The sequence below is a fragment of the Dactylosporangium sp. NPDC000244 genome, assembly GCF_040300725.1.
GTDB lineage: Bacteria > Actinomycetota > Actinomycetes > Mycobacteriales > Micromonosporaceae > Dactylosporangium.
Genome location: NZ_JBEPEH010000018.1, coordinates 187,581 through 204,629 on the forward strand (window position 1 = coordinate 187,581; position 17,049 = coordinate 204,629).

Genomic DNA, 17,049 nt, shown 5'->3' on the forward strand with positions numbered 1-17,049 from the left:
GCGCCCCCGCCACCGAATATCACGCTCCGATGGTGTTGATCACGCTGGGCAACCCCTAGCTTCGGGCCGCCGCTCCCAGCCGCCCGGTCCGGGCCGCCCAAACGATCAGCACCAGCGCCGGGATCGTGATGACGACCAGCGTCACGACGCTCGCCTCCGGCCCGAACTCCCCGCCGGTGAGCCACTGCGGCCCGGAGAGCGTGGTCCGGAACAAGGCGTGCGACGCGTCCTCGCCCGACGAGTGCACCCCGAACACCCCGGCCTGGACCGTGTTCCAGGCGAAGTGGAACCCGATCGTGAGCCACAGCGACCGGGTGAAGAGGTACAGCACGCCCAAGAGCAGCCCGCCGGTGAGCACGATGCTGAGCACCGCCGGCACGGTGGCGTTGGCGTTGACGAGGTGCATCGCGCCGAACAGCAGCGACGAGACGACCAGCGCCACCCAGCCGCCGAACCGCTCGGCCAGCATCCTCGTCAGCACGCCGCGGAACACGATCTCCTCGTTGACCGCGACGACCGCCATGACGCCGGCGGTGATCGCCAGGCTGCGGGCGGAGTCGCGGGTCTGCGAGTCCCAGCCGCCGAGCAGCCGGATGCCGAGCATGACGAGCCCGAACGCGGCGGCGCCCAGCAGGACGCCTGGCAGCAGCCAGCGCGCCGCGTTCGCGGGGGATACCTCGTCGGCGCTCGGGCGGCGCTCGATCCAGCGGCTGAGCAGGGCGTAGCCGACTACGGCGGCGATCGCGCCCGTGAAGCCGGCGGAGACCGCCCATGTGAGGTCGTCGGCCCGCGCGGCGGTCACTCCCTCGGTCACCGCGAGAAGCACGAAGGTGCCGATGAGCATGAGCGGGAAGCGCACAACAAACCTGGACATGACGAGCAAGATAGGGATCGATCCGGGCGAAAACGTCCCTCCGCCGGGGACATTCCGTGTGGCTCCCGCGGGGGACAACGGCGCGGTCACACTTCGCATCGATCGCCCGGCCTGCCGTTTCTATCTGCCACACCGCCGATGGCACACGCAGCCACGCGTGGCTCAACGACTCGTCCCCGCCGCGGCGTTGGCCACGGCCGGGTCTGGATGCGCGAGTGCGCGAGTGCGCGGCCGATGGCGTGCGCGGTTGCGCGTGGCGAACGGTTCGGCCGCGCGTCGGGTGGCGCCGGCTGTTCTGGATGCGCGAGTGCGCGAGTGCGCGGCCAATGGTGTGCGTGGTTGCGCGTGGCGAACGGTTCGGCCGCGCGTCGGGTGGCGCCGGCTGTTCTGGACGCGCGAGTGCGCGAGTGCGCGGCCGATGGCGTGCGCGGTTGCGCGTGGGACCTGAGTGCGGCCCGGTCATGCGTCGGGGCGGACAAGTCCAGTCTGGAACGCGTAGACGACAGCGTGCACCCGGTCGCGGAGGTCGAGCTTCGTGAGGATCCGGGAGACATACGTCTTCACGGTCTCCTGACTCAGCATCAGCTCGGCCGCGATCTCGGCGTTGCTCATCCCGCGCGCGATGAGCGTCAGCACCTCGCTCTCGCGCGGCGCGAGCGCGGCGGCCGGCCCGGGCGCGCCCTCGGCCGGCCGGATCCGCGAGCCGAAGTGACCGATCAGCCGCCGAGTGACGGCGGGGGAGACGAGCGCTTCCCCATCGGCGACCGTGCGCACTCCCGCGATCAACTCGGCGGGTTGCGCATCCTTGAGCAGGAACCCGGCCGCACCCGCGCGCAGCGCCCGGTACACGTATTCGTCCAGATTGAACGTCGTGACCACGAGCACCTTGAGCGGTTCGGCGACGTCGGGCCCCGCGAGCCGCCGGGTAGCTTCGATCCCGTCGAGCACGGGCATCCGGATGTCCATGAGCACGACATCGGGCCGCAGTTCCCGGGCGAGGCGGACGGCCTGCTCCCCGTCACTGGCGACCCCGGCGACGGCGAAACCGGGCTGGAGCCCGAAGATCGTGGCGTACGCGGTGCGAATCAACGCCTGATCATCACAGACAAGAATGCGCACCGGCGCACCGCTCATTCGCGCACCCTCCCACGCATCAACGTGCGTTTTCGTTTCGCTCACACGCATACCGTCCGTCCACTGTATGTGAGTTGCGTTCGCTCATCGGCGCGCTGTCCGCTCGCTCATCCGCTGGGTGCACATCGCCGCTCGCCCCGCGTGCTGTCCATTCGTTCATTCGTGTGCTGTTCGTTCGCTCATCCGCGAGCGCGCATCGTCGCTCGCCCGCGTGCTGTCCATTCCTTCATTCGTGTGCTGTTCGTTCGCTCATCCGCGAGCGCGCATCGCTCGCCCGTCCGTGCGCTGTTCGTTCGCTCATGCGCGCGCGTTCTGTCTGCTCATGTGCGCACGCCGGTGGGAATGGACGCGCGGATTAGGAAGCCGCCCGTGGGGGTCGGGCCGGCCTCGAAGTCGCCTCCGAACACGTTCACCCGTTCCCGGAGGCCGGCCAGGCCCCGGCCCGTTCGCGTCGCGCCGTTGTCCACGACCGTGGAGCCGTCCGTGTGCACCTCCACGGCGACCCGATCGTCCGAGTGCGCGATTCGCACGCGAGTGGGCCGGCCGTGCGCATACTTCACCGCGTTCGTGAGCGATTCCTGCACGACCCGGTACACGGTCAGGCCGACCCCGCCGCCGGTCGGGAGTGCGATGCCCTCCTCGCGCCAGTCGACGGGCTGGCCGAGTGTGCGCGTTCGCTCAACGAGGTCGGCGATCCGTCCGAGGACCGGGCGAGTGCTCGGGTCGTCCTCGTCCGCGTCGAGTACGCGCAGCAGGTGCCGCAGTTCGACGAGCGCCTGCCGTCCGGTTCCGGCCACCGAAGCCAAGCTGTCGCCGATCAATGCCAGACCGCCGTTGGTGAACGAGGGGCCGTCGTCCGCAGACGATCGGCCGCCGTTGGAGAGCGCCGGACCGTCGTTGGCGGAAGTTGGGTCGGCCGTGGCAGGTTCGCCGTCGGCGATGATCGGCCCGCTGTCGGTGGGCACCTGGCCGTAGTGAGAGTGCGCACGGTCGTGGTTCGTGTGGGCCTGGCCGCTGTTGGCGAGCTCGGGGGCGTCGCTGGTGGGGGCCGAGGCGTTGGCGGTCGGCGTCGGGCGGTCGCGCGTCAAGGGCGTGCCCATGTCGAGTGCCATCGCCGCAGCGTCGGCCTGGAGGACCATTGCGGTCACGTGGTGGGTCACGACGTCGTGCAGTTCGCGGGCAATCACCGCCCGTTCCGCCGCGGCCGCGAGCGCCATGCTGTCCCGGCGGTGCCGCTCCGCCGCGGCGCGCTGGTGGCGCATCCAGCGCCCGGCCAGCCAGAACGCGGCGAGCAGGGCGCCGAACTCCGCGTACTGCACGACGTTCTGCCCCGAGCCCATCCGGTGCAGGAGCACCGTGAGCCCGGCGTAGGCGACGGTCAGGACGACCGGCAGCACAGCGCGGCGGCGCGACTGGTGGGCGCCCAGGGCGTACAAGGCGAATGGAAAGCCCAGCGTCGCCGCCGAGTGGGCGTAGCCGAGGCACTGATAGAGGCCGAAGGGTGCCGCCGTGAGCACGGCGCACGCGGCCGGCCACCGCCGCCGGATCGCCAGCGGGGCGCAGAGGGCGACGACCAGGAACCAGCCGAGCGCGTCCAAGGGGCGGTCGGGGAACTCCGGGAGGTCGGCGCCGATGCCGGACATGCCGGGCACGAGCGCCACCACGAGCAGGCCGCCGGCGCCGACCGAATCCGGCAGCCGTTCCCACCAACGGGTCATGGCCGGAGCATAGTCAGCCGTCGAGATCCGATATCCATCCCGCACCGGCGATGGCAGTGATCGGGTCGATGCCAGGCCGTCGCGGTATGGACGGGACGGTATGCATCCGGCCCTTGAACGTACATATTCAAATATGCGAATGTGCACGCCATGCTATCCAGACCCGCGGCGCTGACACTGATCGTGTCCGCCACGCTCCTGCTGGCCGGTGCCGGCCTGGCCATCCCGGCCGCCGCCGCGCCTCCCGTGACCCTCACCCCCGTACTCGCCGCGGCGCCCGACATCGCCGTCGCCAACGTGCAGGCCCACCTGACCCAGCTCGGCTCGATCGCGTCGAGCAACGGCGGCACCCGCCGCTCGGGCACCGCCGGCTACACCGCGTCGGTCGCCTACATCAAGGGTAAGCTGCAGGCCGCCGGCTACACGGTCGCCGAGCAGACGTGCACCAGCTGCACGTACCGTGCGAACAACCTCATCGCCGACTGGCCGGGCGGGCCGTCGGACCAGATCACCATGCTCGGCGCGCATCTCGACAGCGTGGCCGCCGGGCCGGGGATCAACGACAACGGCTCGGGCTCCGCGACGCTGCTGGAGAACGCGCTGGTCCTGGCGCAGCAGAACCCCACCATGAGCCGCCACGTCCGGTTCGCGTGGTGGGCCGGGGAGGAGCAGGGCCTGCAGGGCTCCGCGTTCTACGCCAACGCGCTGAGCACCACCCAGCGCGGCCAGATCAAGGCGTACTACAACTTCGACATGGTCGGCTCGCCCAACGGCGGCTACTTCATCAACCACATCACGTCGACGGCGGCCGCGCCGATGAAGGCGTACTGGGACTCGCTGGGCCTGCAGCCGGAGGAGAACACCGAGGGCGCCGGGCGCTCCGACGACTACTCCTTCGAGCGCGTGGGCATCCCGACGTCCGGCTACGCCGCGGGCGCCAGCGCCAAGAAGACCTCCGCGCAGGCGTCGAAGTGGGGCGGCACCGCCAACAGCGCGTACGACTCCTGCTACCACCAGGCCTGCGACACGACCGCCAACATCAGCGCCACCGTGCTCAACCGCGCCGCCGACGGGGTCGCGTCGACGATCTGGGCCACCTCGGTGGGCGGCACGACGACACCGCCGCCGACCGGCTGCACCGGGGCGCAGCTGCTGACCAACCCCGGCTTCGAGTCGGGCGCGACGGGCTGGACGGGCACCACGGGCGCGATCGGGCAGTGGTCCTCGCAGGGCCAGGCCGCGCACGGCGGGACCTACAGCGCGTGGCTGCTCGGGTACGGCTCGACGCACACCGAGAGCCTGTCGCAGTCGGTGACCATCCCCGCGGGCTGCTCGGCGACGCTGACGTTCTGGGTGCACGTCGACTCCGCGGAGACCACGACCACGTCGGCCTACGACAAGCTGACCGTCACCGCGGGCTCCACGACCCTGGCCACGCTGTCGAACCTGAACAAGGCGACCGGGTACGCCCAGAAGTCCTACAGCCTGTCCGCGTTCGCGGGCCAGAGCGTCACGCTCAAGTTCACCGGCACCGAGGACTCCTCGCTGCAGACCTCGTTCGTCCTCGACGACGCGGCCGTGCAGATCAGCTGACCCCCGACCGGCGGGCGGGACCGGCCCCGGACCGGTCCCGCCCGCCTCCGGCTGATATCAAGGGCACATGTCCTCCCTTGAGCAGATGCACGAGCGCTTCCCGCTGGTCGAGAGCCATGTCCGGCGGGTGTACGGCCTGAGGCTGCCCCGCCACCTCGCGGTCTTCGCCGCGTTCTGGGCGTCGCTGCCCGCCGGCGCCGCCGCGTGCCTCGGCGAGCGGCTCGGCCTGGCGCCGTGGGGGATCACCGACCTGTTCGCCGACGGCGGCCTCGACCGCGTCGCGCGCGACGGGCTCGACGAGCGGCTGCACTGCCGGTTCCGCCGCGACCCGGCCGAGTTCGTGACGGTCATGAGCGGCGACAGCGACGGGCTGCACTACGGGTTCTGGTACGACGACCCCGCCGAGCTCCCCTCGTTCGTCGCCTTCAACTGGGCGCGCGACTCCGCCGAGACGTGGACGAACGGTGCCCCGACGCTGCTGGAACAGATCCGCATCCGCGTCGCCGCCGCACGCCGCGACGTCGAGCTCGACGGGCCCGAGCACTACGAGGGCATGCCACCGTTCGAGCCGCTGGAGGCGGCCCTGGACGCGTTCGCGGCCGCGGACGCCGAGGCGCGCGCCGCCGACGGGCCGCCGCGCTGGGCCGACCCCACCGGCCGCCCGGACGCCGCGATCACGATCGGCCCGGTCCTGCCGCCCGGCGCCGGCGACCCGCGCGCCGCCGAGGCCGGCAACCGCCTCGACTCCTACCGCGACCCGGCGGCCGCCGCCCCGGTGATCGCGCAGGCCCGCGCCGAGCTCGCGGCCGGGCGCCCGGCCCTGGCCCTGATGGTCGGCGGCGAGCTGCACTGGCTGGACGCGGACGAGTACCGGGCCGAGTCGACGGACCTGCTCGCGGGCGCGTACCGGGCGCTGGGCCGCGACGCCCTGGCCGAGATCGTCGAGATCCACCACGCCAACCGCGACCTGCGCTCGGTCGAGATCCTCGTCGCGCGCTGAGAGGTTGGTGGAGTGGACGCGTTGGTCCGGCCCCCGAAGGCCCGCCCGGGTGACCGCATCGCGGTGCTGTCGCCGTCGTTCGCCGCGCCCGGGCTCTTCCCGGCCGTGCACGAGCGGGCGATGGGCCGGCTCGCCGAGGTCACCGGGCTGGTGCCGGTGGAGTACCCGACCACGCGCCGGGTCGGCGCAGCACCCGAGGACCGCGCGGCCGACGTCAACGCGGCGTTCGCGGACCCGTCGGTCCGCGCCATCATCGCGACGGTCGGCGGCGAGGACCAGATCACCGTCGTACCGCACCTCGACCCCGCCCTCGCCCGCGCCGACCCGAAGCCGTTCCTCGGCACGAGCGACAACACCAACCTGCACCACTGGCTGTGGGCCAACGGCATCGCGAGCTTCTACGGCGGCTCCACCCAGGTGCACCTCGGCCCCGGCCCGGCCGTCGACGACGTGCACGCCCGCTCGCTGCGCGCGGCCCTGCTCACCGGCGCGCGCCTGGAGATCACCGACCCGGGCTCGTCCGAGGACGTCGGCGTCGACTGGAACGACCCGCGGGCGCTGACGTCGTACGGCGACCGCGTCCCGACCGAACCCTGGAGCTGGCACGGCCCGGCGCGCACGGTGACCGGCCGCACCTGGGGCGGCTGCCTGGAGGTGATCGAGTGGGTGCTCACCGCGGGCCGGTTCCCGTTCCCGCCCGCCGCCCTCGACGGCGGCGTCATGCTCCTGGAGACCTCCGAGGAGCTGCTCCCGGCCCGCAACGTGGCCTGGATCGTGCGCGCCCTCGGGGAGCGGGGCCTGCTGGCGGCGGTCTCGGCGGTCCTGCTGGCCCGCCCGCCGGTCTCGGACCTCACCCGCCGCCCGGCCCCGGCCGAACGGGACCGCCTGCGAGCCGCCCAGCGCGACGCGGTCCTGGCCGAGGTGACCCGCTACAACCCGGAGGCGGTCTTCGTGTCCGGCATCCCGTTCGGCCACACGAGGCCGCAGTGGCTCCTCCCGCACGGCGGCGACGTCACGGTCGACGGTGCCGAGCGGCGCGTGTACGCCGACTTCGGCTAGGACCCGGCCTCATGAACGCAAGCGAACGTGATCGGGGTAACGAGCGGGAAGAAGCCGGAGTCCGTACGCCTTGTCACCAGTCGTGGCCGAGACCCTGACGACGACCCGACCCGACGACCGCACGACACCCGGCGAACTGCTGCCCGTCTCACGCCGGTTCCGGCTGGTGCTGCTGCTCGGATTCCTGACCGCCCTCGGGCCGCTCACCATCGACATGTACCTCCCGTCGCTGCCGACGATCACCAGCGACCTGCACGCGTCCGCCGCCGCGGTGCAGCTCACGCTCACCGGCACCCTCGCCGGGCTGGCGATCGGGCAGCTGATCGTCGGCCCGCTCTCCGACGCGCTCGGGCGGCGGCTGCCCCTGCTCGCCGGGATCGGCGTGCACGTAATCGCGTCGGTGCTGTGCGTGTTCGCGCCCGACCTGGCCGTGCTCGGCACCCTCCGCGTGCTGCAGGGCCTCGGCGCCGCGGCCGCGTCCGTGGTCGCCATGGCCATCGTGCGCGACCTGTTCAACGGCCTCGCGGCGGCGCGGCTGCTGTCGCGGCTCATGCTCGTCGTCGGCGTCGCGCCGATCCTGGCCCCCACGGTCGGCGGCCTGGTCCTGAAGCTCACCCAGTGGCGGGGCGTGTTCGTGGTACTGGCCGTCGCCGGCCTCGCGATCCTCGCCGCCACGGCGTTCGCGCTGCCCGAGACCCTCCCGCGGGAGCGCCGGCGCGGCGGCGGGATCGCCGGCACCGTGCGCGACTACGGGCGGTTGTTCGCCGACCGCGTGTACGTCGGGCTGATCGTCGTCGCCGGGCTGTCGATGGCGGCGCTGATCGCGTACGTGGGCGGGTCGAGCTTCGTGTTCCAGGACCAGTACGGCATGAGCGAGCAGCAGTTCGCGCTCGTCTTCGCGGGCGGGGCGGTCGGCCTCATCGCCGCGACCCAGCTCAACGTGCGGCTGCTGCGCCGCTGGTCGCCCCAGCGGATCCTCGCCGCCGCGCTCGTCATCGGCGTCGCGTCCGGTGCCGTGCTGGTCGCGCTCGCCGCGACCGGCGCCGGCGGGCTGCTCGGCGTGCTCGTGCCGCTGTGGGCGGTGCTCGCGATGGTCGGCCTGGCCATGCCCAACGCGCCCGCCCTGGCGCTGTCCCGCCACGGCGAGGCGGCCGGCACCGCCGCCGCGCTGCTCGGCGCCGTCCAGTTCGGCGTCGGCGCGACGGCCGCCCCGCTGGTCGGCGTCCTGGGCGCGGACTCCCGCGCCATGGCCGTCGTGGTCTTCGGCGGCATGACGGCGGCGGTGCTGGTGCTGTGGCTGGTGGTACGGCCGCGAAACCTGCCCGCCGAGGCACTGGAGCCAGCCGTCGCCTTGGCACACTGAACCACGAGGATGTTTCGGCTCGGGCTCGTCGGGGCGCGGACCGTTGCTCCCGTCAGCGCCTGGTCTGGGTCGGTCTCCGCGAAGCCTCACCGAGCCAGACTGGGCGAGTCGCTCGGCGCTGCGCGCCGACGCTGTCAGCTCCGCGGTTGGGCCCGCTGATCTCCTGTCAGTGCGACGGTTCCCGAGACTCCGGCACCGTCCCGCCCGCGTTCAGACGGTGATGACGACCTTGGCGCGGGCGTGGTCGATCTCCAGGTAGCGCACCGCCTCCGCCGCTCGGGCCAGGGGGAAGGTGCGGTCGACGACGGGGGTGATCTCGCCCGACTCCAGGTACCCGCGCAGCGTGGCCAGGCCCTCCGGGCTCGGGGGTACGTTCGGCATCGGGTGCACGCGCTTGTCGCCGAAGCGGGCGGCCAGCTGGGCGCGGATCACCAGGGCCATGGGGCCGAAGACGCGCGGGCGGCCGCCGGCCGAGGTGCCGCCGCCCGCGGTCACCAGGCGGCCGCCCGGCGCCAGGGGGCGCAGCAGGGCGCTCAGGGTGTGGTTGGCGACGAGGTCGAGGATGACGTCGTAGCGCCGGTCCGCGCGCGTGAAGTCCTCGCGCGTGTAGTCGATCGCCTCGTCGGCGCCCAGCTCCGTCACGAGGCCGAGGTTGCGGGCGCTGCAGACGCCGGTGACGTAGGCGCCGAAGGCCTTGGCCAGCTGCACGGCGAAGGTGCCGACCCCGCCCGAGGCGCCGTTGATGAGCACCGTCTCGCCCGGGCGGGCCCCGGCGACGTCCCGGAGGGCGACGAGGGCCGTGGTGGCGGCCAGCGGTACCGCCGCCGCCTGCTCGAACGTGAGACCGGCCGGTTTGCGCTCGAGGCAGCCGACGGGGACCCGGGCCAGCTCGGCGAAGGCGCCGTCGTCCTCGCGCAGGTCGCCGTAGACCTCGTCGCCCGGCTCGAAGCGCGTCACGCCCGGGCCGACGGCCTCGACCACGCCCGCGAAGTCGCTGCCGCGGACCGCCCGCCGCGGGCCGCGCGGGCCGAAGTGGGACGGCATCATGACGCGGGCCAGGTAGGGGTCGCCGCGCATGACGTGCCAGTCGCGGGCGTTGACCGCCGCGGCCCGCACCCGGACGAGGACCTCGCCCTCGCCGGGCACGGGCGCGTCGATGTCGATGAGCCGCAGCTCCTCCGCGGAGCCGTACCGTTGCTGCACAATCGCCTTCATGCCATCGATGGTGGCCGTGCGGGCCGCGGCGCTCATCGGCACATGGGCCTCGGCTTTCCCGTACTTTCGGCGGCGCCCGGTACGAGTTCGCCACCGCCGAGCGGGCACGGGCCGGACGGGGCCTCAAGCGCGGTGAGGGACCGCGATGGGCACGACTGGCCTCCGCGCGGGCGCGGGACGGCGGGCCTCAAGCGCGGGGGAGGACCGCGGTGGGCGCGGCCGGCGTCCGCGCGGCCCAGGACCGGGCGGACGCCAGCCGCGGAGAGGGCCGCGGTGACCGTCCAGTCGCGGGTCACCGCCACGAGCGCGGCCGGCGCCCGTGCGGGCCGGGCCGGGGCGGACAGGGCGGACGGGGCGGGTCTCAGGCGCGGGGGAGGACCGCGGTGACCATCCAGCCGCGGGTCGGGGCCGGGCCCGCCGAGCACGTGCCGCCCACCAGGCCGGCCCGCTCCGCCATGCCGACCAGGCCGAAGCCGGCCGGTGCGGGCGTGCGGGACGCGGGGGCGTCGCCGTCGTCGGTGACCCGCAGCCGCACGGCGGCGCCGTCGGCCTCCACGTGCACCTCGATGCGCGTCGCGTTGCGGGCGTGGCGGCGGGCGTTGGTCACCGACTCCTGGGCGAGGCGGAACAGGGCCGTGCCGATCGGGGCCGGCAGGTCGTCGAGGTCGCCGGTGACCGCCACATCGACGGCCGGGCCCGCGCGGTGGGCGCCCGCGAGGCCGTGCAGGTCGGCCAGGCCCGGTGTGGGGGCCAGGTCGGCGGGCTCGTCGGTGCGCAGGACCCGCACGATGCCGCGCATCTCGGCCAGGGCGCGGGTCGCCTCGGCCTCGATGAGGCGCAGCGCGTCGGTGGCGGCGTCGGGGTTGAACGGGGCCGTGGCCAGGCCGGCCTGGGCGCGGATGACCATCGCCGAGACATGGTGGGCGACGGTGTCGTGCAGGTCGCGGGCGAGCCGCTCGCGCTCGAGGAGCTTCACCTGGTCCAGCTCGCGGTGGCGGGCGCGGGCGCGATACCGCACCGCGGCCCCCAGGGCCGTCACGGCGAACAGCATGCCGACCCCGCCGAGGGTGTCGTTCGGCCCCGAATGGCCGGCGAGCAGCCCGACCGTCAGCTTCGCGAGGATGATCGCGGTGCCCAGGATCGTCTGGCGGCCCGAGCCCCAGCGGGTCAGGGCGTAGCCGAGCAGGAGCACGAACACGAAGGCGTTCAGCCCCAGGTCGAGCCCGGTGACGAAGGGGGCGAGCCCGCACGCGCCGAACGCGATCGCCACCGCGGCCAGGGGCCGGGTGCGGCGGATCAGCAGCGACGGCAGCACAGCGAGGCCGACGGCGCCCGCGAACCAGCGGAAGGGCAACTCGGGCCGCAGCAGCACCTCGAGCACCATCGCGACCGCGAACCCGGCGAACAGCACCCAGTCCCGCCACACCCGCACGGGGGCGTCGGCCGGGCCGGCCTCGTCCCAGAAAGAGCGCAGTCGAGCGAGCATCTTCCTCATGGTATGGGCGAGACCCGCGGGGCGGATCGGACCAAAGTACGACTTCCGCGGATGCCGGTTTTGTCCGTTGTACGGCGCGACCGCCCGATTCCCGCGCAACGTACGCATCCGTCCTCGCCGTTCTGTGGCCTTTGACCCGCTTTGGTCGTATTAACTGGTACGCGTGGGGGGCTACCACCTGGGGATCGACTTCGGCACCGCACGCACCACCGCGGTGCTGGCCAGGCCGGACGGACGGCGCGAGCTGCTGCTGCTCGAGCCGTCCGCGGTGTGCCTGGACAACGCGCCCCACTTCGTGGCCGGCAGCGCCGCCTGGACGGCCGGCGAGGCGAACCCGGACCGCTTCGAGCCGTTCCCGCGCCGCACCATCGACAAGGGCTCCGTCGTGCTCGGCGGCGTCGAGTGCCCGGTCCGCAGCCTCTTCGCGGCCGTGCTCACGCACATCGCGGCCGTCGCGCGCAAGGTCGTCGGCGGCCCGGTCGCGAGCGTGGCGATCACGCACCCGGCGCACTGGCACCGGCCCCAGACGCAGGTGCTGGAGAAGGCGGCGGCGCTGGTCGGCCTGCGCCCGCTGCGGCTGGTGCCGGAGCCGGCGGCCGCGGCACTGCACGCGGACGAGCTCGGGTTGCTGGCGTTGCCGGACGGTACCGCGGCCGTGGTTCTGGACCTCGGTGCGGGATCCGCCGACGCCGCCGTCGTCCAGCGCACCGGCCGGACCGTGTCCGTGCTCTCCTCGGCCACCGTCCTTGAGGCGGGCGGCCTGGCCCTCGACGCCGCGATCCTCACCCACCTCGGCTCGACCTTCGCCCGGCGCAAGGTGTGGCGCTGGAAGCCCGACCGCGCGCTGCTGGAGGGCGCCCGCGAGGGCCGCGAGGAGCTGAGCGCGATCAAGGCGGCCACGATCCCCGTACCGTGGTCCGCCTCCGGCACGCCCCTCACCCGCACCGAGTTCGAGAACCTGGCCCGGCCCGCGTTCGAGCGCGCCATGCACGCCGCGGCGTCCCTGGTCGCGGCGGCCGGGGTGCCGGAGCTGGCGGGCGTGCTGCTCACCGGCGGCCTGGCGCACACCCCGCTCGTGACCGAGATGCTGGTCGAGACGCTGGGGGTGCTGCCGGTACACCTCGACGGCCCCGTCCTCGCCGAGGGCGCCCTGCTCGCCGAGCCCTCGCCGGTCCCGCGCCGCCCGCGCCCGGCCCCGCCCGCAGCGGCCCCGGTGGCCCCGGCCTCGGCACCCCCGGCTCCCGCGGGCGGCCCTCGTGTGGACCCGAACGAGATCTGGGCCGCGCTGCAGCAGCAGCCCGACGGCCGCCGCGCCGTCCGTCCCGCCGCTCCGCTGGCCAACCCGGGCGGCCGGGTGTGGGCGGCCTCGGCTCAGGCGGGCGCGCAGGCCGCGTCCGACTGGGCGGCCGCCGCGCCCGCCAGTCCCCCCGAGGACCCTTGGGCGGCCCTGAGGCGGGAGAGTGCCGCGGGCGCGCCCCCGTCGGCGCCGTGGCGCACCGGCGCGGCCTCGGCTCCCCGCAAGACGGGCCGCATGCTCTACGACGCCCGCGCCGCCGCGGCCGCTCCGGTGGCGCCGCCGCCGGTCGAGCCGGCTCCGGCGATCGCGGCCGCCCCGCCCGCGGCGGCCGCCGCCAAGCCGAAGCAGCTGGAGCCCTGGGAGATCCGGGCCGAGCTGTGGGCGCTGGAGCAGGACAAGCCCTGGCGGTTCGAGAAGGAGCTCAAGGCCATCCGGGCCGAGTGCCGGGCGGCGGAGATCGGGGCCCGCACGGTCCGGGCCGACCTCGTCTCCATCGCCAACGAGGTCATGCAGCTGCGCAGCGAGATGGACCTGGCCGACACGGACCTGAACGCGGCGGGGATCGGGCTGCGGGCGGCCGGTGCGGAACTGGACGTCTTCGAGGCCGAGCTCGACCTGATGGTGACGAAGTTCCGGACCCTGCGCGAGTCGGAGGAGACGGCCGCCCCGCCCACGATCCCGACGCCCGAGCCCGAGCCGGTGCTCGAGGAGCCCGAACCAGAGCCGGAACCAGAACCGGAGCCGGAACCAGAACCGGAGCCCGAGCCCGAGCCCGAGCCCGAGCCTGAACCAGAGCCGGAAATCGAGGAGGCCGCGGAAGAGGAAGAAGAAGAGGAAGCGGCGTCCGAGTTCGTGCCGTGGGCGTCCGTCTCCGGCAGCGAGGCGGTCGAGGAGCCCGACCTCCTGGCCACCCTGCGCGCCATCAGCGACCCCCAGCAACCGGGGACGGAGGACGAGGACGAAGTCGACGAGCAGCCCGAGGAAGCCCGTCCGGTGGTCGAGCAGGCGGGCACGACCACGAAGGTCGAGGCCGAAACGGACGTCGAGGACTTCGGGGCGCTCGTCCGGGTGGTCCGCCGCTACATGCAGTCGGCCCGCCGCGGCGACCTCGCCGACCCGATGGACGGCGACGACGGCGGGAACCCCGACGCCGAGCCGCCGCTGTCCGACGTCGCCGTCTCGCCCGCGCCGCGCTTCCCCGCGCCGAAGCTCACCCTCGCCGACCGGCCGCGCAAGGAGGCCCGCACGCGAGCGTTCCACTGGCGCCGGGCCAAGTCGCAGGCCAAGCCCGAGACGACACGGCCGCGGGCACATCGGCGGAGGCGGCTGAGCCCGCCGGTCAGCGCCGCGCTCACGCTGTTCGTGGCGCTGGTCGCGCTCGGCTCCGGTACCGTCGTCGCGCTGAACATGACCGGCTCCCTGCCGGAGCGGCGGTTCCAGGTGGGGGAGTGCGTGGCCCAGACCGCCGATCGCGCGACGGTCGTCGACTGCGACGCCCGCGGCGCCTTCGAGATCACCAAGCAGATCCCGAAGGCCGAGCGCTGCCCGGACGTGAACCAGCCGTTCGTCATCAAGGACGACGCCCAGTTCTGCCTGGTGCCGGTCGGCCGCCGATAGACACGGCTAGGGGACGGTCCGCTCGATCGCCGCCGGCCCGAACTCGTCGAGCTCCGCCTGCGCCCGGCGCACATTGCCCGGCGTCGGGTCGCGCCCGTCGGCCGCGGCCAGATCCTCCGCCGTCCACTCCTGGTCCGCCCCGGTGCGGGCGGCGTGCTGCCCGGACGCGTCGACCGTACGGGCCGCGGCCGGATTTCCCGAGATGATCGGTGTGTTGTCGTCCATGCCCAGGCAGTACCCGCCCGAGCCGGTGCTAAGCGCTGTGGCACGCTGTCCGGTATGGCGGCTGAGCCGTCGCCGGTCAGGCGGCGGGCCCGGCCACGACGCTGTCCACGCCGACGTACGCGGTGCGCAGGCGGCCCCGGGCGGCCAGCCGCGTCAGGGGCTCGTTCCACGGGGAGACGAACTGGATCGGGGCGCTGCCCGCGGTCGCCTCGACGCGCACGGCGGGCGCCCACCGGTGCAGCACGTGCAGGGCGGCGGGCAGGGGCGGCTGGAGCCGGACCGGCGTCACGCCCTGGCTCGCGTTCCATGCGGTTCCACCGGCGCCGGGGAGTACCATCGCAGCGCACCGCATCGATGACGTTCGGTAACCGAGGGTGAGGGCGATGACCGACCGCGAGCCGGAGGAGCCGTCGCCGTGGGCCCGGCCGGCCGAGCCGTCACCGTTCGACGCGCCCTCGCCGTGGTCCTCCCCGCCCCGGTGGGCCGAGCCCGAAGCGGCGCCGATCTCGCCGGCCCCGCACATCCCGGAGGCCCCGGACATCCCGGAGGCCCTGGACGTCCCGGAGGCCGCGGACATTCCGCCGGCTCCGGTGAGGGCGAGGCGACGGCCGGCCGCGCTCATCGCCGCCGGGGTGGTGCTCGCCGTCGCGGTCGCGGCGGTCGCCGGGTTCGTCGTGCTGCGGCCGTCCGCGAACAAGTCTCCCTCCGACGCGATCGCGGGTGCGGTCGCGGCCATCGCGGCATCGGGTGGTACGACGGCGGCATTGACCTTCGGCGATCGCAACGGCACGCTCGTCGATGCCGAGTTCACCGTCACCGCGGCCGGGCTCGGCACCGGCGTCGTCACCGACCCGGGCGGCGGCCGGGCCGAGGTGCGCACCAACGGCACCCGGACCGTCGTGCGCGCCGACGCCGACTGGTGGTCGCGCCGCGCCCCGGGGCAGGCGTCCGCGCTCGCCGACAAGTGGATCCTGCCCCGGGACGGGCTCATCCTGCCGATCGACATCACCCGCGCGCTGACGCCGAAGGGGATCGCCGAGTCGGTGCGCTTCGCCGCGTCCGGGCACCCGAAGGCGGCCGGCACCGTGCCGTGGCCGGGCGGGGACGCCGACCTGCTCGACAACACCGGCTGGCTGCTGCTGCTCACGCGGGCCGAGCCGCGCTCGGTCGTGTGGTTCGGCGGCCACCTGACCGGCTTCGGCCCCCTGCAGCCGGCCGCGCTGCATCGCGGCGGCGGGGCGGGCCCGCACTTCGTCCCCGCCCACCAGCCGAACAACGTCCCGCCCTACGTCGGCGTCACACTGTCCACTCCGGACGGTGCCGCGCTCGCCAAGGTCGCCGAGCAGGTCGGGCAGGTGCTCCCGCCGCCGGACCGGGCCGCGGCCGCCGACGCGCCCGAGCCGCCGCTCACGCAGGCGACGGTGCCGCTCACCGCGCCGCGGTTCGTGACCCAGCCCGACGACGAGGGCTGCGGCGGCGGGCAGTGCGCGTGGACGGTGAAGGTGACGAACACCGGCACCGCCCCCTGCGACGCGACCCTCATCGCGACCGTGAACCCCGGCATGGAGCCGCGCAGCACGCGCCTCGGGGTGCTGGCGCCGGGCGAGTCCCGCACGACGCCGTCGATGACGTTCCGGGAGCAGGCCCCCAGGGCCCTTTACAACGCGCAGGTGTACTGCCCGGCGCTCGACGGCCTCGACCCCGCCGCCCGGCAGCGGGTCGCCGCGCTGCAGCTCGACCCGTCACAGTCGCCGAGGGTCAAGGAGCTCGACCCCGCCCTGCAGACGGTGCTCCTCAGCGCCGCCGACGCGATGGTCCGCGGCCGCCCGAGCCTGTCGCCGGCGGACCGGCAGCGGGTGCTCGCCGCGCTCGACCTGGTCATCGCCGGGCAGCTGATCCCCGAGGTGCGGATGATCACCGGGTCGGGCCGCGTCGAGAACCCGGACGCGCTGCCCGAGATCCTGCGCAACGCGTCCGGCGCCGCCCCGGCCGCCGACCAGCTGCCGTTCCGCCGTGAGCTGGAGCTGGCCGCGAACCTGCTCCGCAACGACCCCGGGGCGCGCCTGCGGCTGGACGACCGGACCCCCTCACTCACGGACACGGCGTCCGGGAAGGTGTACCGGCTCGCGGCCGTCACCGGCGACCGCCTGCTGCCGGACCGTCCGGCGCCCGCCGGCAAGCTGGTCCTGATGGTGTACCTCGAGCCGACCCGCCCCGAGCACGACCTCGGCCGCCCCGGGTTCGTGAGCCTGCTGCGCGAGCCGCGCAACCGGGCCGCGGCGGCGGACACGCTCTGCCCTGGCGGCCGGCCCGCGGTCGCCGAGCTGGTGCTGGTCAACCGGCACGGCGAGGAGCGCTGGACCGCCGCCCAGCTGCACGAGCTGGCCGACGCCTGTCCCTGAGACCCGGGCCGGCCGCCGGTCGGGACGGCCGGCCCGGGGCACATCAGCCCGGACGTC

Annotated in this window: 13 protein-coding genes; 6 read left to right on the forward strand and 7 right to left on the reverse strand. The window is 74.3% G+C overall.

Annotated elements, in window-relative coordinates; translation table 11 throughout:
- Positions 1-55: 55 nt before the first annotated feature.
- The 3 genes from ABT369_RS26070 to ABT369_RS26080 all read right to left on the reverse strand — a co-directional run bounded on the left by ABT369_RS26070 (position 56) and on the right by ABT369_RS26080 (position 3,726).
- Complete coding sequence (locus ABT369_RS26070; protein WP_350615697.1) at positions 56-874, reverse strand: CPBP family intramembrane glutamic endopeptidase; 819 nt, start codon at positions 872-874, stop codon at positions 56-58.
- Positions 875-1,333: 459 nt separating this feature from the next.
- Complete coding sequence (locus ABT369_RS26075; RefSeq protein WP_350615779.1) at positions 1,334-2,008, reverse strand: response regulator transcription factor; 675 nt, start codon at positions 2,006-2,008, stop codon at positions 1,334-1,336.
- A 320-nt stretch (positions 2,009-2,328) separates the two neighbouring features.
- Positions 2,329-3,726: a sensor histidine kinase gene (locus tag ABT369_RS26080; RefSeq protein ID WP_350615698.1), complete on the reverse strand. Its 1,398-nt coding sequence runs from the start codon at positions 3,724-3,726 to the stop codon at positions 2,329-2,331.
- Between the two features lie 150 nt (positions 3,727-3,876).
- Between ABT369_RS26080 and ABT369_RS26085 the strand changes: the two genes are divergently transcribed.
- The 4 genes from ABT369_RS26085 (at position 3,877) to ABT369_RS26100 (ending at position 8,741) form a co-directional block, all read left to right on the forward strand.
- The gene (locus ABT369_RS26085) at positions 3,877-5,319 is read left to right on the forward strand and encodes a M28 family peptidase (protein WP_350615700.1); all 1,443 of its coding nucleotides are present in this window, start codon (positions 3,877-3,879) and stop codon (positions 5,317-5,319) included.
- A 67-nt stretch (positions 5,320-5,386) separates the two neighbouring features.
- Complete coding sequence (locus ABT369_RS26090; protein ID WP_350615702.1) at positions 5,387-6,319, forward strand: ADP-ribosylation family protein; 933 nt, start codon at positions 5,387-5,389, stop codon at positions 6,317-6,319.
- 66 nt (positions 6,320-6,385) lie between these two features.
- Positions 6,386-7,378 carry a S66 family peptidase gene (locus ABT369_RS26095; RefSeq protein WP_350615781.1) on the forward strand — a complete coding sequence of 331 codons (993 nt, stop codon included), beginning with the start codon at positions 6,386-6,388 and terminating at the stop codon, positions 7,376-7,378.
- An 82-nt stretch (positions 7,379-7,460) separates the two neighbouring features.
- Complete coding sequence (locus ABT369_RS26100; protein ID WP_350615704.1) at positions 7,461-8,741, forward strand: multidrug effflux MFS transporter; 1,281 nt, start codon at positions 7,461-7,463, stop codon at positions 8,739-8,741.
- Between the two features lie 210 nt (positions 8,742-8,951).
- On the opposite strand, the gene ABT369_RS26105 is transcribed toward ABT369_RS26100, so the two are convergent.
- Together ABT369_RS26105 and ABT369_RS26110 are read right to left on the reverse strand one after the other, a co-directional pair.
- Entirely contained in the window at positions 8,952-9,956 is a 1,005-nt protein-coding gene (locus ABT369_RS26105) for an NAD(P)-dependent alcohol dehydrogenase (RefSeq protein ID WP_350615706.1), read from the reverse strand.
- A 361-nt stretch (positions 9,957-10,317) separates the two neighbouring features.
- Positions 10,318-11,442: a sensor histidine kinase gene (locus ABT369_RS26110; RefSeq protein ID WP_350615707.1), complete on the reverse strand. Its 1,125-nt coding sequence runs from the start codon at positions 11,440-11,442 to the stop codon at positions 10,318-10,320.
- A 172-nt stretch (positions 11,443-11,614) separates the two neighbouring features.
- Here ABT369_RS26110 and ABT369_RS26115 point away from each other — a divergent pair, with 172 nt between their 5' ends.
- Entirely contained in the window at positions 11,615-14,365 is a 2,751-nt protein-coding gene (locus tag ABT369_RS26115; protein ID WP_350615708.1) for an Hsp70 family protein, read from the forward strand.
- Between the two features lie 6 nt (positions 14,366-14,371).
- Here ABT369_RS26115 and ABT369_RS26120 read toward each other — a convergent pair whose 3' ends face one another.
- Positions 14,372-14,590 (reverse strand): hypothetical protein, encoded by a 219-nt coding sequence (locus ABT369_RS26120; RefSeq protein ID WP_350615785.1) that lies wholly within the window; start codon positions 14,588-14,590, stop codon positions 14,372-14,374.
- Positions 14,591-14,666: 76 nt separating this feature from the next.
- Positions 14,667-14,927, reverse strand: a complete 261-nt coding sequence (locus ABT369_RS26125) for a hypothetical protein (protein ID WP_350615709.1) — start codon at positions 14,925-14,927, stop codon at positions 14,667-14,669.
- Between the two features lie 46 nt (positions 14,928-14,973).
- Between ABT369_RS26125 and ABT369_RS26130 the strand changes: the two genes are divergently transcribed.
- The gene (locus ABT369_RS26130) at positions 14,974-16,992 is read left to right on the forward strand and encodes a hypothetical protein (RefSeq protein ID WP_350615711.1); all 2,019 of its coding nucleotides are present in this window, start codon (positions 14,974-14,976) and stop codon (positions 16,990-16,992) included.
- Positions 16,993-17,049: the final 57 nt, after the last annotated feature.